Source organism: Nocardia speluncae NBRC 108251 (assembly GCF_001613245.1).
GTDB classification, from domain to species: domain Bacteria; phylum Actinomycetota; class Actinomycetes; order Mycobacteriales; family Mycobacteriaceae; genus Nocardia; species Nocardia speluncae.
Window position 1 is genome coordinate 578,157 of sequence record NZ_BDBZ01000001.1, and the last position, 20,853, is coordinate 599,009.

The 20,853-nt window shown below is 67.2% G+C and carries 20 protein-coding genes; 12 read left to right on the forward strand and 8 right to left on the reverse strand.

All coding sequences use genetic code 11. The annotated features are described in order from the left end of the window. Positions 1–11: 11 nt before the first annotated feature. Together NS6_RS02475 and NS6_RS02480 are read left to right on the forward strand one after the other, a co-directional pair. Positions 12–1,103, forward strand: coding sequence for a FecCD family ABC transporter permease (locus tag NS6_RS02475; protein ID WP_068036109.1), 1,092 nt, complete (start codon positions 12–14; stop codon positions 1,101–1,103). Beyond that, positions 1,100–1,999 carry a heme ABC transporter ATP-binding protein gene (locus NS6_RS02480; protein ID WP_068035784.1) on the forward strand — a complete coding sequence of 300 codons (900 nt, stop codon included), beginning with the start codon at positions 1,100–1,102 and terminating at the stop codon, positions 1,997–1,999. Before NS6_RS02475 ends, NS6_RS02480 begins: the two co-directional genes overlap by 4 nt. Positions 2,000–2,114: 115 nt before the next feature. Here the strand turns inward: NS6_RS02480 and NS6_RS02485 are convergent, their stop codons facing one another. Genes NS6_RS02485 through NS6_RS02495 form a run of 3 tightly spaced genes read right to left on the reverse strand, consistent with a single transcriptional unit; the run spans position 2,115 to position 5,226 of the window. Then, a complete protein-coding gene (locus NS6_RS02485; protein WP_068035791.1) occupies positions 2,115–4,289 on the reverse strand; it encodes an MMPL family transporter in 2,175 nt (724 codons plus the stop codon). A 15-nt stretch (positions 4,290–4,304) separates the two neighbouring features. Then, positions 4,305–4,859, reverse strand: coding sequence for a WKL family lipoprotein (locus NS6_RS02490; RefSeq protein WP_068036111.1), 555 nt, complete (start codon positions 4,857–4,859; stop codon positions 4,305–4,307). Between the two features lie 19 nt (positions 4,860–4,878). Beyond that, positions 4,879–5,226, reverse strand: a complete 348-nt coding sequence (locus NS6_RS02495) for a hypothetical protein (protein ID WP_068036114.1) — start codon at positions 5,224–5,226, stop codon at positions 4,879–4,881. 193 nt (positions 5,227–5,419) lie between these two features. Here NS6_RS02495 and NS6_RS02500 point away from each other — a divergent pair, with 193 nt between their 5' ends. From NS6_RS02500 to NS6_RS02510, 3 genes are read left to right on the forward strand one after another with little or no spacing between them, the layout of a single operon-like run. Continuing rightward, on the forward strand, positions 5,420–6,412 hold the full coding sequence (locus tag NS6_RS02500) for a YncE family protein (RefSeq protein ID WP_068035794.1): 993 nt from the start codon (positions 5,420–5,422) through the stop codon (positions 6,410–6,412). Further along, positions 6,412–6,678 carry a DUF5703 family protein gene (locus tag NS6_RS02505; protein ID WP_068035796.1) on the forward strand — a complete coding sequence of 89 codons (267 nt, stop codon included), beginning with the start codon at positions 6,412–6,414 and terminating at the stop codon, positions 6,676–6,678. Before NS6_RS02500 ends, NS6_RS02505 begins: the two co-directional genes overlap by 1 nt. 5 nt (positions 6,679–6,683) lie before the next feature. After that, positions 6,684–7,760, forward strand: a complete 1,077-nt coding sequence (locus NS6_RS02510) for a quinone-dependent dihydroorotate dehydrogenase (RefSeq protein ID WP_068036115.1) — start codon at positions 6,684–6,686, stop codon at positions 7,758–7,760. Positions 7,761–7,770: 10 nt separating this feature from the next. Here the strand turns inward: NS6_RS02510 and NS6_RS02515 are convergent, their stop codons facing one another. Further along, positions 7,771–8,151, reverse strand: coding sequence for a hypothetical protein (locus NS6_RS02515; RefSeq protein WP_068035798.1), 381 nt, complete (start codon positions 8,149–8,151; stop codon positions 7,771–7,773). Positions 8,152–8,524: 373 nt separating this feature from the next. Here NS6_RS02515 and NS6_RS02520 point away from each other — a divergent pair, with 373 nt between their 5' ends. The 3 genes from NS6_RS02520 (at position 8,525) to NS6_RS02530 (ending at position 12,881) form a co-directional block, all read left to right on the forward strand. Further along, positions 8,525–10,039, forward strand: coding sequence for a carbohydrate kinase family protein (locus NS6_RS02520; RefSeq protein ID WP_068035800.1), 1,515 nt, complete (start codon positions 8,525–8,527; stop codon positions 10,037–10,039). A gap of 210 nt (positions 10,040–10,249) precedes the next feature. Next, positions 10,250–10,909 carry a GTP cyclohydrolase II gene (locus tag NS6_RS02525; protein ID WP_068035802.1) on the forward strand — a complete coding sequence of 220 codons (660 nt, stop codon included), beginning with the start codon at positions 10,250–10,252 and terminating at the stop codon, positions 10,907–10,909. Between the two features lie 142 nt (positions 10,910–11,051). Beyond that, entirely contained in the window at positions 11,052–12,881 is a 1,830-nt protein-coding gene (locus NS6_RS02530) for an AMP-dependent synthetase/ligase (RefSeq protein ID WP_068035804.1), read from the forward strand. 64 nt (positions 12,882–12,945) lie between these two features. On the opposite strand, the gene NS6_RS02535 is transcribed toward NS6_RS02530, so the two are convergent. From NS6_RS02535 to NS6_RS02545, 3 genes are all read right to left on the reverse strand, one after another. After that, the gene (locus tag NS6_RS02535; RefSeq protein ID WP_068035806.1) at positions 12,946–13,473 is read right to left on the reverse strand and encodes a YbhB/YbcL family Raf kinase inhibitor-like protein; all 528 of its coding nucleotides are present in this window, start codon (positions 13,471–13,473) and stop codon (positions 12,946–12,948) included. Between the two features lie 21 nt (positions 13,474–13,494). After that, complete coding sequence (locus tag NS6_RS02540) at positions 13,495–14,853, reverse strand: M20/M25/M40 family metallo-hydrolase (protein ID WP_084470540.1); 1,359 nt, start codon at positions 14,851–14,853, stop codon at positions 13,495–13,497. 220 nt (positions 14,854–15,073) lie between these two features. Then, entirely contained in the window at positions 15,074–15,967 is an 894-nt protein-coding gene (locus tag NS6_RS02545; RefSeq protein ID WP_068036119.1) for a Sco1979 family transcriptional regulator, read from the reverse strand. Between the two features lie 690 nt (positions 15,968–16,657). Between NS6_RS02545 and NS6_RS02550 the strand changes: the two genes are divergently transcribed. The 3 genes from NS6_RS02550 to NS6_RS02560 all read left to right on the forward strand — a co-directional run bounded on the left by NS6_RS02550 (position 16,658) and on the right by NS6_RS02560 (position 19,158). Further along, a complete protein-coding gene (locus NS6_RS02550) occupies positions 16,658–17,113 on the forward strand; it encodes a beta/alpha barrel domain-containing protein (RefSeq protein WP_068035808.1) in 456 nt (151 codons plus the stop codon). 67 nt (positions 17,114–17,180) lie between these two features. Next, entirely contained in the window at positions 17,181–18,068 is an 888-nt protein-coding gene (locus NS6_RS02555) for an SAM-dependent methyltransferase (RefSeq protein WP_068035810.1), read from the forward strand. A 247-nt stretch (positions 18,069–18,315) separates the two neighbouring features. Further along, entirely contained in the window at positions 18,316–19,158 is an 843-nt protein-coding gene (locus NS6_RS02560) for an SAM-dependent methyltransferase (protein WP_068035812.1), read from the forward strand. Positions 19,159–19,301: 143 nt separating this feature from the next. Here the strand turns inward: NS6_RS02560 and NS6_RS02565 are convergent, their stop codons facing one another. Then, positions 19,302–19,628, reverse strand: a complete 327-nt coding sequence (locus NS6_RS02565; RefSeq protein WP_068035814.1) for a histone-like nucleoid-structuring protein Lsr2 — start codon at positions 19,626–19,628, stop codon at positions 19,302–19,304. 207 nt (positions 19,629–19,835) lie between these two features. Between NS6_RS02565 and NS6_RS02570 the strand changes: the two genes are divergently transcribed. Beyond that, positions 19,836–20,768, forward strand: coding sequence for an alpha/beta fold hydrolase (locus tag NS6_RS02570; RefSeq protein WP_068035816.1), 933 nt, complete (start codon positions 19,836–19,838; stop codon positions 20,766–20,768). The last annotated feature ends 85 nt before the right edge of the window (positions 20,769–20,853 follow it).

Below are 20,853 nucleotides of genomic sequence, written 5' to 3' on the forward strand. Positions count from 1 at the left end.
GTGGCAATGACATGACCGTAGATCTGGACAAATCACCGCAGTCCGTCACCCCGGACCTCGGTCGCCGCCATCGAAGGCGGGCGGTGCTCGCATTCACCGTCGCCGTTCTCGCGCTGCTCGCACTCGCGCTCGCCTCCGCCGCCATCGGCCAGGTCCCCACCGGCCCCGCGGAGGTGGCGGGCAGTATTGCCCACCGGATCGGGCTGGACTGGGGGCCGTTACCCGCCCACCCGGCCGGTGAGGTCACTCTGTGGGAGGTGCGCTTCCCACGGGTGTTGCTCGCGATCCTGGTCGGTGCCGCCCTCGCCACCGCCGGTGCGCTGCTCCAGGGTGTTTTCGCCAACCCACTCGCCGAACCGGGGGTGATCGGAGTGTCGTCCGGGGCCGCGGTCGGTGCGGGCGCGGTGATCGTGTTCGGCGGTGCTTTCGTCGCCGCCTGGTCGGTAGCGGCTGCGGCGTTCGTCGCCGGATTGATCACCACCATGCTGGTATATGTGCTGTCCCGGTCGGGGGGTCGCACCGAAGTGGTGACCCTTGTCCTCACCGGTGTCGCGATCAACGCATTCGCCGGCGGGCTCATCGCCTTCCTGCTGTTCGTCGCCTCCCCCGCCGCCCGCGACCAGATCGTGTTCTGGCAGCTGGGCAGCCTCAACGGCGCCACCTGGGATGCGGTCGCGGTGGTCGCGGTACTCACCGCGATCGGGATCACGGCGGCGGTCTTCGTGGCGTCCCGGCTGGATTTGCTGGCACTCGGCGAATCCGCTGCCCGCCACCTCGGTGTGGATGTGGAAAGGTTGCGGCGCACAGTGATCGTCATCGTCGCCGTACTCACCACCGCCGGGGTCGCGTTCACCGGGATCATCCTGTTCGTCGGGCTGATCGTTCCGCATGTCGTGCGCATGATCGTCGGGCCGGGACATCGCGCCCTGATCCCGGTCAGTGCCGTCACCGGCGCCGTCGTCCTGCTCGCCGCCGATGTCGCCGCCCGCTCGCTGGTCGACAACGCCGACCTCCCGCTCGGCATGCTCACCTCGCTGATCGGCGGGCCGTTCTTCTTCTGGCTGTTGCGGCGCACCCGCGCCCGCGCGGGAGGGTGGGCATGAACGAGCCGCCGCGTCGCCGCACCACCGGATTGCTTCAGCGAACGCACCGGGTACCCGGGCCCACCGAACCGGGCACCGTCACCCTGCGCGCCCGCGGTGTCACTCTGGACCGGCACGGCGGCGGTGGCGGTACCCGCCGCGTCCTCGACGACGTCGACCTGGATGTCTGCGCCGGGCAGGTACTGGCCCTGGTCGGGCCGAACGGCGCCGGTAAATCGACCCTCCTCGCCGTCCTGGCCGGGGAACTCGTCCCGGCGCAGGGCAAGGTCGAGCTCGACGGCCGACCACTCGATCACTGGACCACGATCGATATGGCCCGCCGCCGCGCCGTTCTCCCGCAATCCCACACCGTCGGGTTTCCGTTCACCGCGGCCGAGGTGATCGCCATGGGCCGCGCGCCCTGGCAGCGCACTCCCCGCGCCGACCGGAACGACGCGGTGATCACCGACGCCATGATCGCGACCGATTGTGCGCATCTGGCCGGGCGCTCGTTTCCGAGCCTCTCCGGCGGTGAACGAGCCCGGGTCGCCCTGGCCCGGGTGCTGGCCCAGGACACCGCCACGCTGCTGCTCGACGAACCCACGGCGGCCCTCGACCTCGGCCATCAGGAGGCCGTGCTGACCTTGGCGGCCGAGCGGGCCGCCGCCGGTGCCGCGGTGGTCGTGGTACTCCATGACCTGGCTTCCGCCGCCGCCTACGCCGACCGCATCGCCGTCCTCGACAACGGGCAGCTCGCCGCCACCGGTACACCGCGTGAAGTCCTCACCGGGGAACTGCTCAGCCGCGTCTACCGCTATCCGATCGAGGTCCTCGACCATCCGGAGACCGGCGCGCAACTGGTGCTGCCGGCCCGGCCGAACCGCGCCTCCGGTCTGTCGGCGCATCGCCGAATATGAACACGCCGACCAGGTGCCGGCCGTCGAACGCTGCCAGGCGATGGCCGGGGCCGGCGCCGAGACCGATTTCGGCCACCGGGAGGCCCCGAGACCGACAGATCCGACGATCGGTCGGCTACGCCTTCTCGGCTGTCTGCGCCACGGAGACCGCGGTGTCCGGCTCCGCGACGACACCGGATGTTGCGCGCGGCGATTTCGGCCGCCAGATCAGTTTCAGCACCGCGGGGGTGAGCAGCATCCGGATCACCGTGGCGTCCAGGACAAGCGCGGCGATCATGCCGTAGGCGATGTATTTCATCATCACCAGTTCCGAGAACCCGAACGCACCGGTCACCACGATCAGGATCGCCGCCGCCGAGGTGATCACCCCGCCGGTGTGCGCGAGACCGTGCCGGATCGCTTCCGGCGGGTCGGCACCGTTCGCGCGCGCCTCGGCGACCCGGGACAGCAGGAACACCTCGTAGTCGGTGGACAGCCCGAACAACACGGTCACGATCAGCACCAGTACCGCGAACATCAGCGGCCCGGGTGTGAAATCGAACAGCTCCGCGCCGTGGCCCTCCACGAAGATCCAGGTGAGTATGCCGAGGGTGGCGCCGAGACTCAGCGCCGACATCGCGACCGCCTTCACCGCCAGGATCAGCGACCGGAATGCCGCGTACATCAATGCCACCGCGGCCGCCACCAGCAGCAGCGCCAGCAGTGGCAACCCCTCCAGCAGCCCATGGATACTGTCACGTTCCAGCGCCGGCACCCCGGCCACCATCACCCGCACACCGTCCGGTTCCTCGATACCGCGCAACACCGCGATCGCGGTATCGACGGCCCGATCGTCCACCAGACCGGCTTCCAGCACATTGATCCCGTCCCGGGTGGGTGCCGCCGGTTCGAACGGGCCTGTCAGACCGGGGGTCACATTCGCCTGCACACGGATATCGCTCAACTGTGCCGCGTCCGCACCCGTCACCACCAGCCGCAGCGGTTCGGTGCGGAAACCGGGGAACAGGGCGTCGAATTTCTCTTGTGCCACCCGCGCCGGATTGTCCTGCGCCAGGTATTTTTCGCTCAACCCACCGAATTCGATATGCCGGAACGGCACCATCAGTAACAGCAGTCCCAACACCACCGGCACGATCACCACCCACGGCCGCGCCATCGACCGGACCGCCAGCCGGGAGAAGATCCCGCGATCGATTTCGGCCTCGGTACCGGCGCGGGCGAATCGGCGCCACCGCCACAGATCGATTCGCTGCCCCACGATCGCCAGCATGGCCGGCAGCGCGGTCACCGACAGCACCGCGGCCAGCAGCACCGAACTGATCCCGCCGTAGGGCACCGACCGCAGCACACCGTTCGGGTAGATGAACAGCGCTCCCAGGCTCACCGCGATGATCGCCGCCGAGAACACCACCGTGCGACCCGCCGTCGCCACCGTCCGCGATACCGCGTCCTCCACGCTGCGGCCTGCCGCGAGCTCCTCCCGGAACCGGGTCACGGTGAACAGGCCGTAGTCGATGGCCAGCCCCAGACTCACCAGGGTCACCACTGCGCTGGCGAACACGTTCACCTCGATATGGCCGGTGATCAGCCGCATCATGCCCTGGGTGCCCAGGATCGTCATACCGCCGACGAGCACCGGTAGCAGCGCCGCCACCACGCCGCCGAAAACGAAATACAGCAGCAGCGCCACCAGCGGTAGCGCAATCATCTCCGCGCGCTGGATATCGTCCTGCATCCCGGTGTTGATGCCCTCCACCACCGGCTGCAACCCGGCCAGCTCCACGGTCGTCCCGGCCGGGCCCGCGCCGGGAGCGCCGGCATCCAGATCGCCGGTGATCGCCAGGTAGTTGTCGACGGTCGCCGACCCTTCCCCGTGCAACCCGATACTTGCGAACGCGTACGTCCGGGAATCATCGGCGAACTGTCCCGACAGGGCGCTGTCCCAATAGCTGTCGATGCGCAGTACCCGGTCCGGATGGTCGTGCAGCAGACCCGCCAGCTGCGCGGTCACCGCCGCCCGCACCTGTGGATCGTCCACCGTCTTCCCCGCCGGCGCGGTATAGAGAGCGATCACGTCGCTGTCGGTATCGCGGCCGAAGGTGGTATCGGCCAGTTTCGAGGCCGCCACCGACTCACTGGATTCGTCGAACCAGCCCTCCTGGGTGAGCCGATCCGCCAGATCCCGGCCGTACAGTCCGGACAGCGCGACCACGAGCAGCGAAATCGCCAGGACCGCGACCCGGTGCCGGTAAACGAAGCGACCCCACCGTTGGGTTCCTGCCGTCGACATTGCGCCGGCCCGTTACTAACCGCAGGCGGGCGTGCGGTAGTCCGCCGACCGCAGGATCCCGCACAGATCGGTCCGCGAGAGCTTCCACGCGCCGTCCAGATAGATGAAATGCACCACCGTCGTCCGGACCGCCTTGCCCGAACCATCTTTGTCCAGTCGCAGCGTCGCCGTCACAGTGCCGTCGTGATTGTCGAACACCGGGTCGGTGACCCCGTAGACGGCCCGCGGATTGTCCTGCAACGCCTTGTACATATCCGGAATCGCGTCCCGGAACGCTTCCCCGTCCTCGATCAGCTCCGTACGTTCCGAATCGGGCAGCGCCGGATCCAGCGCCCGCTTGATCCGGTTGTCCAGCTCCGCCGCGGTCGGCAGCGTACGCGATGCCAGCTCCCGCGAGGTCGCCACCGCCGAGGACGACAACGCCGCCTTCGCCGACGACCGGGCCGCCGCCACCGAATCCTCGTCGACACCGGTTCCGCAGCCGGTGAGCAGCACCATCGCGGCCGTAGCCGCCACGGCGACGCACGCACGCACCACGCGCATCGACCGGGAAACAGCTGTGTACCGCATCACGTCCTGCATATCACTCTCACTGCCTGCCTTCGATCACCGAGCCGATACGCGCCAGCAGGGCCCGTACTGTCGGAACAGTACGGGCCCCAGGAGGGGAAGTCGCCCGCGGCAGCAGATCCCGCACCAAGGCGATCACGCTGCGAGTGTCGTCGAGATCGATATCGGTCACCCGGGCTTCGGCCACGGCCACCACATCCTCCGGACCCGGCACCTCCGAATCCAGGTCCGGACGGTAGATCTCCACCTGCAGTGTCGCCCGGACCGTGCGGAACGCGAACGTCCGCCCGTCCCCGGTACAGCCGAACCCGTGCGCGAACGGGCCCGTCGTCACTTCCTCGGCGGAAAACCCCGGCACCTCGTGCATCGTCGACTCCTGAACTCCGCACTGTCTGATCCGTACGTTAACGCGCCCCGCGGACGACCGGCCGCCGACACCCCACACCCCGCCGATACAGGTGATCACCCGGTCGTGATCAGATAATCCCATGCAGTATCGGTCGTTTCCGGGCACAGCGAGACGAGCGCGACACCGGCAACCCCGCGGTACCGTCGTTGTCGTGCTACTCGCCGCTGCCCTGCTGGTGGGTTGCTCCGGCGATTCCGATTCCGGTGCGGGCGATGCACCCACCCGGGAACCCGCGGTCCCGGCGGTATCGCCACCGGTGGCCGCTGCCCCGGCCGGGGCCGTGTACCCGGCGCCCGCTCCACTCACTGCCCTCGCCGCCGATCCCGGTAGCGGTTTCCTCGCCGGCCTCGATCCGGCAGGCACCGGTCTGGTGGTGTTCGATCCAGCAACCACGCCACCCACCAGCCATGAAGTACGTCTGCCCACCCCGGCCCGCGGTCTCGCCGCCGGTACCCCGGGCGAATTCCTCGCCGCGGGCGACGGTGTGATCCTGCGGATCGACGCCGCCGCTCGTACGGTCACCGAGGTTGCGGTCGACGGCGATCTGCAGACTGTCCGCGCCCGCCCGGACGGCACCCTGATCGCCGGGACCGCCGACGGCCGCGTCCTCGTCGTGGACGGCACGGGCAAGGTCGCGCACACCATCACCGGACTGGCCTCTGCCGATGGAATCGCGCTCACCGGCGATACCCTCGCCGTCCTCGACCGTCGCCAGACACTGCTCACCGAGATCGAACCCGGCGACGAGAGTTTGGGACTGGCGCTGCGCGCGGGAACCGGCGCCGCGAATTTGATCGAAGCCCCCGACAACCGGGTCGTCGTCACCGACCCCGACAGCGGTCAGTTGCTGGTGTTCACCACCGAACCACTCGTCCTCCGGCAGCGCTACCCGGTAGGATCGTCGCCTTACGCACTCTCCTATGACCGGGGTTCTGACACCGTATGGGTGACGTGCACGCAGAGCAACGAGATCGTCGGCTACGACCTGTCGGCGGGAGCACCGCGAGAGGTGGGCCGCTACCCCACCGTCCGGCAGCCGAACGCGGTGACCGTCGACGCCGATACCGGCGACCTCTACATCGGCTCGGCCACCGAACCGGGTCTGCAACAGATATCCGCGGACCAGCGCGAGAGAGGGCAGTGATGGGATCCACTCACCGTGGCGCGGCGACGCGGGCAAAACTCCCCGCCGAGTGGGAGACCACCGGCGACGACTACGAATACGTCCCCCTGCGGCTTCCACCGGACGTCACCCGCGTGACCGCATCGATGCGGCTGGCTATCCAGGCCGAATTCGGCGGCTGGGAACTGTCCCGGGTCCGCGCCTACACCGACGGCAGCCGCCGCGTTCTGCTGCGCCGCCGCAAAACCGCGCTCTCCAGCCCGGCGGGGCATACCGCGGAGCTATGAGCGTGCTGTACCGATTACTGCTCCGCCTGATGTTCCTGGTACCGCCGGAACGGATCCACCGGCTCGTGTTCGGGGTGATGCGCGCGGCCACCGCGTTCGCGCCCACCCGCGCCGCGCTGTACCGCCTCTTCGCCGTGCCCGATCCCATCCTGCGCACCCGCGTGTTCGGGGTCGATTTCCCGGCGCCGCTCGGGCTGGCCGCCGGTTTCGACAAGGACGCCACCGGAGTGAACGCCTGGGGTGCGCTCGGCTTCGGCTTCGCCGAGGTCGGCACCGTCACCGCCGCCGCGCAGCCGGGTAATCCGCAACCCCGGTTGTTCCGGCTGCCCGCCGATCGTGCATTGATCAACCGGATGGGTTTCAACAACCACGGTGCGGCCGCCGCGGCCGCCCGGCTGCACGGTCGGGTGCCGTCGGTGCCCATCGGCGCCAATATCGGCAAAACCAAGGCCGTGGCCGCCGAGCGCGCCGCCGACGATTACGCGACCAGCGCACGCCTGCTCGGACCGCATGCCGATTTCGTGGTAGTCAACGTCAGTTCCCCGAACACTCCCGGTCTCCGGGACCTGCAGGCGGTCGAGTCGTTGCGCCCCGTCCTGACCGCGGTACTCGACAGTGTGCGGGTGCCGGTACTGGTGAAGATCGCACCGGATCTGTCCGACGAGGATGTGGACGCGGTGGCCGACCTTGCCGTGGAACTAGGCCTGGCCGGAATCGTCGCCACCAACACCACCATCGGGCGCGACGGACTGAACAGCGATCCCGCCGCGGTCGAAGCCATCGGTGCCGGTGGGTTGTCCGGTCCGCCGGTGGCCGACCGCTCGCTGGATGTCCTGCGACGGCTGTACGCCCGCGTGGGCGGGCAGCTCGTGCTGATCTCGGTGGGCGGTATCGAAACCCCCGACCAGGCGTGGGAACGGGTCCTGGCGGGGGCGTCCCTGCTTCAGGGGTACACCGGTTTCATCTACGGCGGTCCGTTGTGGACGCGGCGGATACACCGCGGGATCGCCGACCGGCTCCGCGCCGGCGGATACCGCAGCCTGGCCGACGCCGTAGGCGCCGGCCACACCGCAAACCGCTGACCGAGCGGGGTCAGGCGGCCGAACCGCTACGGATTGCGCCGGGGTCGGCTCGATATCCGGTGGGCAGGGTCACCAGTTCGTCCTGCATGATCTGCGCCTCCGCCAGTCTGGCTTCGACACGAGTGGCGAGCAGGACCACGACCTGGTCGAACACCAGCCCGAGCAGCTCCGCCTGGTGCCGGGCCCAGGCCAGCGCAGCGTCGTCGTACACCAGCTCGGGATCGGACAGAATTTCGTCGAGCTCCATTGCCGCATAAGCATGTTCGAACGACAGGGCCCGGCCCGGCAACCAGCTCAACAGCCACGACGATCCGTGACGGGTCTGCACGCGCTCGGCGAATTCGAGGGAAATACCGCTGGTCATCAACCAGTCGGTGATATGGATGCTCACAGCTGCCTCCTCAGGGGCTCGGCACCGATACCGGGCCGGAACCACAGCCGGCGCGGCATCGCTGCCGTCGGATAAGGGCGGACTACCGGGCGCGCTCAGCGCGCCGTCGCGGAGGGTGCCTCCGGATCCGTCCCGGCGCAGGCGGCGGGCCGACATTCGGCCGGATAACGGTGTCCACGGAACCGGGCTGTCGTCATTGTCATCACCAGGCCCTCCCGTACCTCTGATCGAGGGAAACGCTTCTTCCAGTGTGTCATTTGACTGGCCCGCGGGTCAATGTTTATGTCAAACGCCGTCCTGCATTATGGTTATTGCCAGATGTGACCGGGTCGAAACCCCTCGGCGACGGCGAAATACGAGAAAGGCCCGCGGTATGTCCCCCACCGACGACACCGCAATCGTCGCTATCCGCAACATCCTGACCCGGCTCTGCAAACGCTCCGGACTCAGCCCCGACCGCCTGGCGACCACCGAAATCGATACCAGTCCCCTCCTCGACCTCCCGGTCATCCGGCGATACGCCGCCACCCACGGCATCACCCGCACCGCCGCCGTACTCCCCGTCGTCCGCGAACACGCCCGCCGCCTCCCGCCGACCCACCGCGTCATCACCGACGCCGAACTGTCCCTCGGCCTGCTACGCGAAACCGAAACCGCCGGAATCGACCCTGACGACCTCTACTCGCAGGACCTCGGCGACCGCCGCGAATACCTCTCGGCACACTGGAGCCGGCTGCACGAGATCGCCGACGCCGAGGCAATCCCCCCGGCGCCCACCGTGCGCTCGCTGCGTGCCACCCCCGAACGGCGCGCCTTCACCGCACTGGCCGCGCTGCTGGTCACCGGGAACGTCTACACCGACGCCCAGCCCCTCCACAGCGTCGCCCGCCACGGCAACGCCGGCCGTATCGGCACGCTCACCGTCGTGGGCGACGCCGTGATCGACCACATCTACCGAGTCGACGCAATACCCGATGCGCGCGGGTTCGCCCGCGGCCGTTTCAGCGACAACCCGGGCGGTAAAGGACTCGATCGCGCCGTCGCCGCCGCCCGCCTCGGTATCGATGTCCGGCTGATCAGCGCGGTCGGCGACGACGAGGCCGGGCGCCGGATCCTCGACTACCTCGGTTCCGAGAATGTCGATACATCGCTGGTCAGGGTCGTTCCCGACGCCACCACCCCGATCACCGCACTCATCGTCGGCAAGACGGGCATCGCCGGCACCATCTTCTGCGAGGACGATCGCATCCGGCTCACCACTGCCGAGCTCACCGGACCGGCAGTCCGCGCCGCACTCACCGAAACCGACGCCGTCCTGGTCACGCTCGAACCACCGCTACCGGTGATCGAACGGGTCCTGGCGATACTGCAGAAACTTCCGGAACGGCCCACCCTGGTGCTCACCGCGGCCGATGTCGAAACCCCCCAGGTGCTGTACCGCTACTTGTCCACCGTCGACTATCTGATCGGGTCCACCCAGGAGCTCGACAGTATGGTTCCCGAGATACCCGCCCAGTCCGGGGCCCATATCGCTCAGCAGCTCCAGATGCTGGGCACCCGCGTTGTCTGCGTCGTCGAGGATTTCGGCTGTACCGTCCGCTCCGACCGGCTCGCCCTCGATATCCCGCGCTTCCAGGCCGCGGCACTCACCGACGTACCGGGTTCGCGCGGCGCATTCTCCGCGGCACTGGTGTACCGGCTGCTGTCGCGTCCCGCGGTCGCCGACGCCGAGGGCGGGCCCGTCCGCCGGGTGGCCGACGAACATGACTACACCTGGGCGACCGCCGCCATGGTGGCGACCCAGTCGTTCGCCGGTGACGTACCCGGCGCCATGCCCACCGCCGACGAGGTGGACCGCATCCTCCGGCTCACCGCCGAAAGGCACTGACCGGCGCCCGGTCCGCGCGCTCCCGGCCCGGCCACCGTCCCCACCGCCGCGCCGCGCACCGAGTACGTATTTTGTAACGGCAGGCGTCAAGTCACGTATCGGCCCGCCATCGCACGGGAACCGTGTCCCCGATCGGCGGGCCGATCGCTGCGGTAGCCCGGCCTCATCCATACTTTGCGGTACCGAATATTCATCGAAGGAGTATCGACCTTGACCGCAGCCGCGGAGCCCTCCGCTGTCGCCACCACCGAGCACCGGTTCACCCGCAACGGCCACGAATCCCCGCTGCAGGTATTACCCGTGGTCGACGGCGAACCCCAGTTCGGTCATGTGCTGGTCTTCGGCCGGCCCGTCGACGATTGCCTGGTGCGGATCCACTCCCGATGCCTATACGGCGAAGCGCTCGACTCCCAGGACTGCGATTGCGGGCCGGAACTGCGCACATCCCTCGATCTCATCCAAGAAGCCGGCCACGGAGTACTGGTCTATCTGGAACAGGAAGGGCGTGGCCTCGGGCTCATCGCGAAAGCTCAGGGCTATGGGGTGGCCGACCGCACCGGCGCGGATACCTTCGCCGCGTACCGCAGCCTCGGCTTCCCCGAAGACAGTCGCGACTACGCGCACGCCGCGAACAGCCTGCGCAATCTCGGGCTCACCCGGGTCCGGCTGCTCACCAACAGTCCCGACAAGGTCGAGGCCGTCCGCGCGGCCGGTATCGACGTCATGATCGAGGCGCTGTGGACACCGCCGCTCAGCGAACGAGCGGCTGCCTACCTGGAAGCCAAACGTCGTCGGCGCGGGCACTGGATTCCGGCGAGCGAACCGGGACCGGAGCGTCCGGTGGACGAGCCGATCGCCGCCGTTCGCTGACCCAGACAGAACGCGCCCATCGGCGCCGTTCCCCGGCTACCATTGGTGATCCGCGTCACTCGCCGGTCGCCGACTGCTCCTACAGCCTCTGGCGGTAACCACGGCGAGTGTTCCGGAACCCCAGCACCTCGGGAACGGACCCATGACCACAGATATCGTCTACACTCACCGCACCGGCGTCACTGCCCGCACAGTGCCCGCGGCCTTCCAGCAGACCCTCACTCTCCGCCCCGGCGCGGTCGCCCTGCGCACCGTCGGCGGCACCCAGGAAATCACCTGGCGGGACTACGGGCAACGCGTCCGCGTCCTCGCCGCGGGTCTGGCCGCCCTCGGCCTCACCCGCGGCGACACGGTGGGCATCATGCTCACCAACCGGCCGGAGTTCAACCTCCTCGACACCGCCGCCCTGCATGTGGGCGCCACCCCGTTCTCCGTCTACAACACCTGCTCACCCGAGCAGATCGCACATGTCTTCGGCAACGCCGGCAACAAGATAGTCGTCACCGAGCAGCAGTTCCTGGACACCATCCGCGCCGCAGGCGTACCTATCGACCACCTCATCGTCGTCGACGGGCCGGCCGAGGGCGCGACCACACTCGCCGACCTCGAGGCGAATCCCGATCCGGATTTCGATTTCGACGCCGCCTGGCAGGCCGTGGAACCCGGTGATCTCGCCACCCTGATCTACACCTCCGGCACCACCGGGCCCTCCAAGGGCGTCGAACTCACCCACCGCAATGTGCTGGCCCAGATCCTCGCCCTCACCAGCGGTCCGCTCGATGTGGGTCTCGAGGACCGCGCATTGTCCTACCTGCCCGCCGCCCATGTCGCGGACCGGATTTCCGGCCATGCCATCAACCTGGTCACCGGTATCCAGATCACCACCGTTCCCGATCCCCGCGAGATCGCCGCGGCACTCCCCGACGCCCGGCCGACCGTCTTCTTCGGTGTCCCGCGTGTCTGGCAGAAGATCAAAGGCGGTGTCGAGGCCAAACTGGCCGCCGAAACCGGGGCGAAGAAAGCCATCGCCGATTGGGCGGTCAGCACCGGAATCGCGGCCGCCAAAGCCGATCTGGCCGGCACCGGTCGCGGACCGCTGCTGAGTATGCAGCACCGGATCGCCGAGAAGCTGCTGCTGTCCAAAGTACGGGCGGCACTCGGTCTGGGTGAACTCCGGGTCGCCTCCTCCGGTGCGGCACCGATCCCCGCGGAAACTCTCGAATTCTTCCTGGGGCTCGGTTTCTGCGTCTCCGAGGTGTGGGGTATGTCGGAAACCAGCGGCGTGGCCACCTACACCGAACTCGACAAACCTCGGCCGGGAACCGTCGGCCGCGCCGTCGACGGACTCGAACTACGATTGGCCGACGACGGTGAAGTACTGGTCCGTGGTCCGATCATCACCCACGGCTACCGCGCCATGCCCGAGAAAACCGCCGAGGCGCTGGACGCCGACGGCTGGTTGCACACCGGCGATGTCGGCACTCTCGATACCGATGGCTACCTGCGGATCATCGACCGCAAGAAAGAGCTCATCATCAACGAAGGGGGAAAGAACATCGCCCCGAGCAATATCGAGAACGCCGTCAAGGCCGCCTCCTCGCTCGTCGGGCAGGCCGTGGCGCTCGGCGACGCCAAACCCTATATCACCGCGCTCATCGTGCTCGACCCTGATATGGCGGCCATCCGCGCCAAGGAAATCGATGCCACCGACGCCGATATCGCCACACTGGCCCGGCACCCCGGCATCATCGAAGATATCCGCGCCGCGATCCAGGCCGGGAATGCAAAATTGGCCCGGGTCGAACAGATCAAACGGTTTACAGTCGTCGATACCGTCTGGGAACCCGGCGGCGACGAACTCACCCCGAAGATGTCGCTCAAACGCGCGCCGATCGCCGAAAAGTACGCCGAGCAGATCACCGCGCTCTATGCCGACGAGAAACCCGGGACCGTGATCGACGTACGCGGCTGAGCCGAACCCGGCTCCGACAGGACTGTGGCCCCGGTGAGCCCGGGGCCACAGTGCTGTTCACGATTCACTTCTGTTCGTAGGTACCCACCAGCGTCGCCCGCGCCAGCGTATGCGAGAACAGGTTGAAGCCGAGGAAGGCCGGGGTGGCTTCCGGTGGTACACCCAGCGATTCGACATCCACCGCGTGCACCACGATGAAGTACCGGTGCGGACCGTGCCCGGCCGGCGGGGCCGCGCCCACGTATCCGGCGAAACCGCCGTCGTTGCGCAGCATCACCGCGCCCGCGGGCAGTGTGCCGCCCTCACTGCCCGCTCCGGACGCCAGCTCGGTGACCGACGCGGGGATATCGGCCACCGCCCAATGCCAGAAACCGGAAGCGGTCGGCGCGTCCGGATCGTACACCGTCACTGCGAAACTCTTCGTCTCCGCCGGGAAACCCGACCAGCCGAGCTGCGGCGACACATCCTTACCGCCGGCGCCGAACACACCGCTGACCTGATCGTTGCCGAGCGGCGCACCGTCGGACACATCGGCGGACGTCACGGTGAACGATGGCACCGAGGGCAGGGCGTCATAAGGGTTGTAGGTCATGGAAACCTCTCTCGAATCGGATCAGCTGTGCAACAGAAAGTGTTCCAGGACATCGGTGCCGAATTCGAGGGCGTCGACAGGCACCCGTTCGTCGACGCCGTGGAACAGCGCCGCGAAATCCAATTCCGGTGGCAACCGCAGCGGGGCGAAGCCGAAGCACCGGATCCCCAGATCAGCGAACGCCTTCGCATCGGTACCGCCGGACAACATGTACGGCACCGTCCGCCCGTGCGGGTCATGCGCCAGGATCGCCTCGTTCATCGCGTCCACCAGATGGCCGTCGAAAGTTGTTTCGTAGGAATCGAGTTTGGTGACCCATTCGCGTTCCACGTCGGGTCCGATCAGCTCGTCCACTTCGCGTTCGAACTCCGCCAGGCGGCCGGGCACCACCCGGCAGTCCACCACGGCCTCCGCGGTCTGCGGGATCACATTCGCCTTGTACCCGGCGTTCAGCATGGTCGGATTCGCCGTATCACGCAGGGTGGCGCCGATGATCCGGGAAATCGACCCCAGCTTCGCCAGCGTGCCCTCGATGTCCTTACTGCCCGGGTCGAACGCGAGCCCGGTTTCCTCCGATACCGCCGCGAGGAACTCGGCCACGGAGTCGGAGACGACGAGCGGGAAAGTATGTGTCCCCAGCCGGGCCACCGCAGCCGCCAGGATGGTCACCGCGTTGTCCTCGTGCAGGAACGACCCGTGCCCGGCGCGAGCCTTCGCCCGCAACCGCATCCAGCCCAGACCTTTTTCCGCTGTCTCCACCAGATAGAGCCGCCGTTCGCCACCGTCGGGGCGGGGCACGGTCAGTGAGAAACCGCCTACCTCCCCCACCGCCTCGGTGATTCCGGCGAAAAGATCAGGCCGGTTCTCGACCAGCCATTGCGACCCCCATTTCCCGCCGTTCTCCTCGTCGGCCAGGAATGCGAACACCAGGTCGCGGGGCGGTACGGTGCCCTCGATCTTGAACTGGCGGGCCACCGCCAGCATCATTCCGACCATATCCTTCATATCGATGGCGCCACGGCCCCAGACGTAGCCGTCCTGCACGGCACCGGAGAAGGGGTGCACACTCCAATCGGCCGCCTCGGCCGGCACCACATCGAGATGCCCGTGCAGCAACAGCGCACCGCGACTCGAATCGGCGCCCGGCAGCCGCGCGAAAACATTTCCCCGGCCCGGTAGGCCGGATTCCACATATTCCGTGGTGTAACCCGCGTCTTCCAGCTGCCGCGCAACCCACTCGGCGCATTCGCGTTCGCCCTTGGTGGTCGCCGGGTCGCCGGTATTCGAGGTGTCGAATCGGATCAGCGAACTGACCAGGTCCACCACCTCCGATACAGCACGGGAACGAGCGGAGCCAGAGTTATCACCTGTCGCGGCCACGCACTCTTCCTACCATCACGGGCCTCATTGACTTCTTTTGGTGTTGCCGATGCTCGTGCCCTGGAACGCAGGCGCTATTTCGCATAGTTAAATGCGCATATCCACGTATGCCCATCGTTCTAGTCTCTGATAGATGCAAAGCCTCTGAAACCTTGCAGCCCAGCACTTTCGGATTCTCCCCATCAGGGCCGGCTCACCCGCCGGCGTAGCGGGACCTCGACTACTTGTCGGGCAGTTCGCCGAGCACCCGGCGCAGATGGTCGCGACTCTCCCCCGGGGTCGGTGCAATGACGCTGAGCTTGTTCATCACCGTCATGTACACCTCTACCTCATGCTTCTTCTCGAGGTAATGCGAGGTGGTCAGCTGTTCCATGTAGACCATGTCCGGCAACTCGGGCTCCGGGAAGCGCAGGATGCTGAACGAACCGCCCGCGGCGGGGTGCCCACCGACGTCGTAGGGCAGTACCTGGATCTTCACGTTCGGCCGGTCGGACACGGCAATCAGATGCTCGATCTGGCCGCGTAGTACCGGATAACCACCGACCGGGCGGCGGAGCGCGTTCTCGTCCACCACCGCCCACAGCGTCGGGGCCGACGCGCGGCTGAGGATCTCCTGGCGGCGCATCCGCACCCCCACCCGGCGTTCGGTGTCCTCCTCGTTGAACAGTTTGATCACCGAACGCGCATAGGCTTCGGTCTGCAGCAGACCGGGGACGAACTGCGCCTCATAGGTGCGAATCGTGGTCGCGGCTTGTTCGAGGCCGATATAGGTTTCGAACCACGGCGGCAGCAGATCGTTGAACGGTTGCCACCAGCCCGGATCGTTGGCCTTTTTCATCAACTCCAGGTAGACCGAAAGCTCCTCCGGATCGTCGACACCGTAGAGCTTCAGCAGATCCATCAGATCGCGTTCCCGGAACCGGGTGCGGCCCAATTCGAGGCGGCTGATCTTGGCGTGCGAACCGCGGATATGCTCCCCGGCGTCCTCGCGGCTGATACCGCACGCCTCGCGCAGCTGCCGCAGCCGGCTACCGAGCGATATACGCAATACGGTGGGCCCGCGGTCGGCTTCTGCCTTATCCGGGAGATCGGAATCGTCCTGCTCGTTAGTCATGATCGCCTCTGGCCAGTTCGTGCTGTGCTGCATCGTACGGCGCCCGCCACCGACGAACCGCACCGGTCGGCAGGCGATCTTACCCTCAAGTAGGCACCGAATATCGGAAACGCGCCCACACCGGGGGGACCCGGCATCCGCACGGCAACCCACTGCCGCGCACCTCGGCTCGAATTCTACAGCGCCGCATAACCGTAGCTTCTCGTACGTTTGCGCGCACGATAGGCATTGATTGCGTAAACTCCCCCACGACACGACGATCCGGCCTCGCAACCGCGAAGACCTGGGGAGATGACACCGATGAGGGCACGGGGAGCAGGTGCGGGTACTGCGGAAGCCGCACCCAGCATACCGCCTGCTCGCCCGAATCGCGACAACCGACCGGCCGGTCCGGGAGCGTGTCGCCCCGGTGAGCCCACAGGGCAGGGAGCGACGTCCACCGGGAACGGTTACCTGCACTCGACATCCCCGATCTGCACCCACCCCGGCTATCCCACGGAAAACTCGGCGAGCATCCGTAAGGAATTGGGCAGCAACCACTTCCCGTCGCTTCCTCGTCTATCCCGGACCGGTCCGCGCCGGCGCGGACCGCTAGGCTCGCGCGCAACCATCCGGCCCGGATCCGCTGGGAACCCAGCGGCATTCCGAGAACGAATCACCACCTTGCACACCGAGAAAACTGGAGGGCCCATGTCCGACGAAGTCACCGCCATCGAGATCCGCAAGAAACTGACCGAGGTCCTCACCCATTCCAGTATCGACCTCGCAACCTCCGAAGACGGAGTCAACTGGGCCACCAGCGCGTTCTTCGCCAATCTCGACGAAGACCTGTTCCGTCTCACACTGATCCTCGAGAACCGCGGCCGCACGCTCGGTCAGCTGAAGGCCAATCCCAACGTCGGGGTGAAAGTGGTGCCGGGCGGTATCGCCGACCCGTTCGCCCAGGGACTCGGCACGGTGACACTGCGCGACGACAGCGAGCGCGACGAGACCTTCCAGGCGTTGCTGCGCAAGGAACCACAGGTCGAACCATTCTTCGCGTCTCCCGTCACCGCGGTCGTCATCGATATCGACTGGTGGCGAGTCACCCACCTGGGCGGCGGCTGGCTGCCGGGCAAGGTACTCGAACGCGGCAACGGAGCCTGAACGCACGCCTGCTGCGGAGCGGTCCTACCATCACGCTGTTCGATCGATAATGCAGAGAGAGGTTTTCATGGCGGAACCGGCTCCTCGGACAGGGGTTCGCGCACCGGTCGGGGTGGATACCACCCGGCCGAGCATCGCCCGCGTCTACGACTACAGCCTCGGCGGCAAGGACAACTACGACGTCGACCGGGTGGCCTTCGAGCAGGTCCTGGAATTCGCACCGCGGCAGGGCGATGTCTCCCGGATGAATCGGCGCTGGCTGCACCGGGTCGTCAGATACCTTGCCGGACCGGCCGGCATCGACCAGTTCCTGGACATCGGCGCCGGTCTGCCGACCGTGGGCAACACCCATCAGATCGCGCAGCAGGAGAATCCGGAAGCCAAGGTCGTCTACGTCGACAACGATCCGGTGTGCAACGCGCACGGCCGAGTCCTGCTCGAGCAGAACGAGAACACCCATTTCGTCTCCGGCGACGTCCTCGAAGAGCGCACGCTGCTGGAGAACAAGAATGTTCTGCAATACCTCGACCCGGACCGGCCGATGGCGATCATCCTCTGCGGGCTGCTGCATCACCTCGACGACGAGCTCGACCCACCGGGAGTGATGCGTGAATACATATCCCGGCTACCGGCCGGATCGTATGTCGCGATCACCAATTTCTGGGATCCGGCCGACGAGGCCCCCGAACTCCACGCACTCGCGAAAGAACTCGAGCGGGCTTTCACCGAAATGGGCCTGGGCTCGGGGTGGTACCGAACCCGGGAACAACAGCTCGAATATTTCGAGGGACTGGAGCTCATTGCGCCGGGCCTCAGCGAGCTCGAGGACTGGTGGCCGTCCGGGCCGCCCACCCGGCCGCGACTTCCGGAGGAGCGGGTCGTGATCGCCGGTGTCGGGTACAAACCGGGCCCTCCCACGGCGGCGCGACTGCACAGTATCGACGGAGACGGGTAACCCGGATCCGGGGAACGGCCCAGGCCACTGCGGTAGCGTGCCTATCGAATCGGGTTACGTCACATGGTTTTCCGCCAACCGTCGGGGCGCGTGCCGCAGTACAGCACCCGGTCCGCCGCGCGGCGATTCGAAGTATGTTGCCGCGCACGGTGATCACGATATTGCTCACCTCGCGGCAACGTTCTACGCTGAGTGATTCGGTTCACAGTTCCTTCGTCTTGTTCATTTCGTGCAGAGAGAGGTCGATATGGCCGAGCCGGCTTCCCGGATTCGCCCCCGCAAACCCGTCGGGGTGGATACCACCCGCGCCAGCATCGCCCGCGTCTACGACTACAGCCTCGGCGGCAAGGACAACTACGACATCGACCGGTCCGCCTACCAGCAGATCCTGGAGGTGGCCCCGCGACAGGGCGATGTCTCCATCATGAACCGCCGCTGGTTGCATCGTGTGATCCGGTATCTGGCCGGAACTTCGGGGATCGACCAATTCCTCGATATCGGCGCCGGTCTGCCCACGGTCGCCAATACGCACGAGATCGCACAGCAACTCAACTCCGACGCCCACGTGGTCTACGTGGACAACGACCCGGTGTGCAATGCACACGGCCGAGTCCTGCTCGAGCAGAACGAGAACACGCATTTCATCTCCGCAGACGTCCTCGAAGAAGGCACGCTGCTGGGCAACTCCGATATCACCAAATTTCTGGATCTGGACCGGCCCCTCGGGCTCGTCCTGTGCGGATTGCTGCACCATATCGACGAGCAGTTCGACCCTGTAGGCATGATGCGCGAGTATGTCGAACTGCTGCCCTCGGGCTCCTACCTGGCGATCAGCCATTTCCACGACCCAGGCTCACTCGATCCCGAACTCCACGCACTCGCGAAAGAACTCGAACGGCGCTTCACCGAAAAAGGGCTGGGCTCGGGGTGGTATCGCACCAGTGCGGAAATCCTCGAATACTTCGGCGGGCTCGAACTCGTCGCGCCGGGTCTCGTTCAGCTCGACGATTGGTGGCCCGCCGGTCCGCCGCTGCGAGAACGGTTTCCGGAGGAGAAGGTCATGGTCGGCGGTATCGCCTACAAACCCTGAGGCGCCGCCGACGATTGTTACCGAGGCAGCTGTCGCCGATCGGGCCACCGCGGGGGCAGCGCCGAGGGGCGGCGCGACCCCGGCCGCGGATTACACACGACCGGGGTTGAAACGCATTCTGTTCAGTCGTTCTCGGCCCGAACTCAGCCGTTCACGGCCTGGAAAGCGGCGAGCACTCCAGCCGGGATACGGCCGCGCGCCGATACCTCGTGCCCGTTGCGCTGAGCCCATTCCCGGACCACCCTCGCCGAGGCCGACCGGCCTGGCCGCTCCCGTTTGGTCCGCCCGGCCCGTCCGGCCCTGCGGGCGAACGGGGTCCATTTTCCGAAGACTGCGCGCAATTCGCCCGCGTTACCTTCGGTCAGGTCGATCTCGTACGTCACTCCCTCGAGTGCGAACACCACCGTTTCGGCTGCGGGTGATTCGCCGTCGAGGTCATCGATCAAGCTGATGACGACCTTGCGCGCCATGGGCCTACTCCTCCGATCCCCGAATACTTTGCCACCTATGACATCAACAACCCCGTGGCCGCGCGAAATCCGAGCCTGCCCGCAGCACCGGCACCGCCATCTCTCCCGGGGGATGTGAGCATACCGCCCAGGGCGAATGCCCCGACGCCGGGGCGGAATACGGGCCGGCGGGCTACCGTGACGGGCAAACCAGAGAGGACCGGCCGGATGAACACACACCGCGGGGACGAGCCCGAGACCCTGGAGTTCGGACTCCCCCACCTGGCGATGACCGCTCTCGCCTGGGGCGCGCCGGACGGGCGGCTCGCGCTGTGCCTACACGGTTTCCCGGACAGTGCCTGGACCTGGCGCCGGCTCGGTCCCGCGCTCGCCGACCGCGGTTTCCGGGTGATCGCGCCGTTTACCCGGGGGTACGCCCCGACGGCGGTACCGGCCGATGGGGTCTATCACCTCGGCGCTCTCGCCTACGACGCTCTCGCGATCCATCACGCCTTCGGCGCCCCGGACGATGCCGTGCTGATCGGCCACGACTGGGGAGCACTGACCGCCAATACGATTGCCGCCGATCCCGGCTGCCCTTTCCGGCGGGTGGTTTCGCTCGCGGTGCCGCCGGTCCCCGGGATGCGGCCGCAGCGAGCGGAGACCGCCCGGTCGGCGGGGGCGTATCTACGTCAGCTGCGGTACAGCTGGTACATCCTGTTCAACCAGCTGCCCGGGGTCGCCGAACGCGCGATCGACCGGCTTGTTCCCCGGCTGTGGCAGGACTGGTCCCCGGGTTACCCTGCGGCGGAAGATATCGCCCATGCGCTCGACGCCCTGCCCCCGGGCGCCCACCGGACCGCTGCGCTGTCCTATTACCGCGCGTTCGTGCGGGTGACCGCGAAAGTTCCCGAGCCGTATGCCGGACCACACCGGTTCTGGGATCAGGCGCCTCGGGTGCCGATGTTGTATCTGCACGGTTCGGCGGATACGACATTGCATCCGGCGTTCACGGCCGGTGTCGCCGAGGTCCTGGCCCCGGCGGGCGGGGCCGTCGATATGGTTCCGGGAGCCGGGCACTTCCTGCACCTGGAGCAGCCCGCTGTGGTCGCCGGACTGATCGGCGATTTCCTCACCGACGGCTCCGCGCCGCGGAGCTGATCGGTTCCGGCGCTCGGGTTGTCGGCACCGGACCTCGCTTCGACCGGTATCCGCGCGCGACGCATCGCCGGTAATACGGACACGA

Coding starts and splice junctions, on each gene's coding strand:
- NS6_RS02475 (WP_068036109.1), top strand. CDS start 12: ATGACCGTAGATCTGGACAAATCACCGCAGTCCGTCACCCCGGACCTC.
- NS6_RS02555 (WP_068035810.1), top strand. CDS start 17,181: ATGGCGGAACCGGCTCCTCGGACAGGGGTTCGCGCACCGGTCGGGGTG.
- NS6_RS02520 (WP_068035800.1), top strand. CDS start 8,525: ATGTCCCCCACCGACGACACCGCAATCGTCGCTATCCGCAACATCCTG.
- NS6_RS02570 (WP_068035816.1), top strand. CDS start 19,836: ATGAACACACACCGCGGGGACGAGCCCGAGACCCTGGAGTTCGGACTC.
- NS6_RS02485 (WP_068035791.1), bottom strand. CDS start 4,289: ATGTCGACGGCAGGAACCCAACGGTGGGGTCGCTTCGTTTACCGGCAC.
- NS6_RS02530 (WP_068035804.1), top strand. CDS start 11,052: ATGACCACAGATATCGTCTACACTCACCGCACCGGCGTCACTGCCCGC.
- NS6_RS02545 (WP_068036119.1), bottom strand. CDS start 15,967: ATGACTAACGAGCAGGACGATTCCGATCTCCCGGATAAGGCAGAAGCC.
- NS6_RS02535 (WP_068035806.1), bottom strand. CDS start 13,473: ATGACCTACAACCCTTATGACGCCCTGCCCTCGGTGCCATCGTTCACC.
- NS6_RS02495 (WP_068036114.1), bottom strand. CDS start 5,226: ATGCACGAGGTGCCGGGGTTTTCCGCCGAGGAAGTGACGACGGGCCCG.
- NS6_RS02480 (WP_068035784.1), top strand. CDS start 1,100: ATGAACGAGCCGCCGCGTCGCCGCACCACCGGATTGCTTCAGCGAACG.
- NS6_RS02490 (WP_068036111.1), bottom strand. CDS start 4,859: ATGCGGTACACAGCTGTTTCCCGGTCGATGCGCGTGGTGCGTGCGTGC.
- NS6_RS02560 (WP_068035812.1), top strand. CDS start 18,316: ATGGCCGAGCCGGCTTCCCGGATTCGCCCCCGCAAACCCGTCGGGGTG.
- NS6_RS02565 (WP_068035814.1), bottom strand. CDS start 19,628: ATGGCGCGCAAGGTCGTCATCAGCTTGATCGATGACCTCGACGGCGAA.
- NS6_RS02505 (WP_068035796.1), top strand. CDS start 6,412: ATGGGATCCACTCACCGTGGCGCGGCGACGCGGGCAAAACTCCCCGCC.
- NS6_RS02550 (WP_068035808.1), top strand. CDS start 16,658: ATGTCCGACGAAGTCACCGCCATCGAGATCCGCAAGAAACTGACCGAG.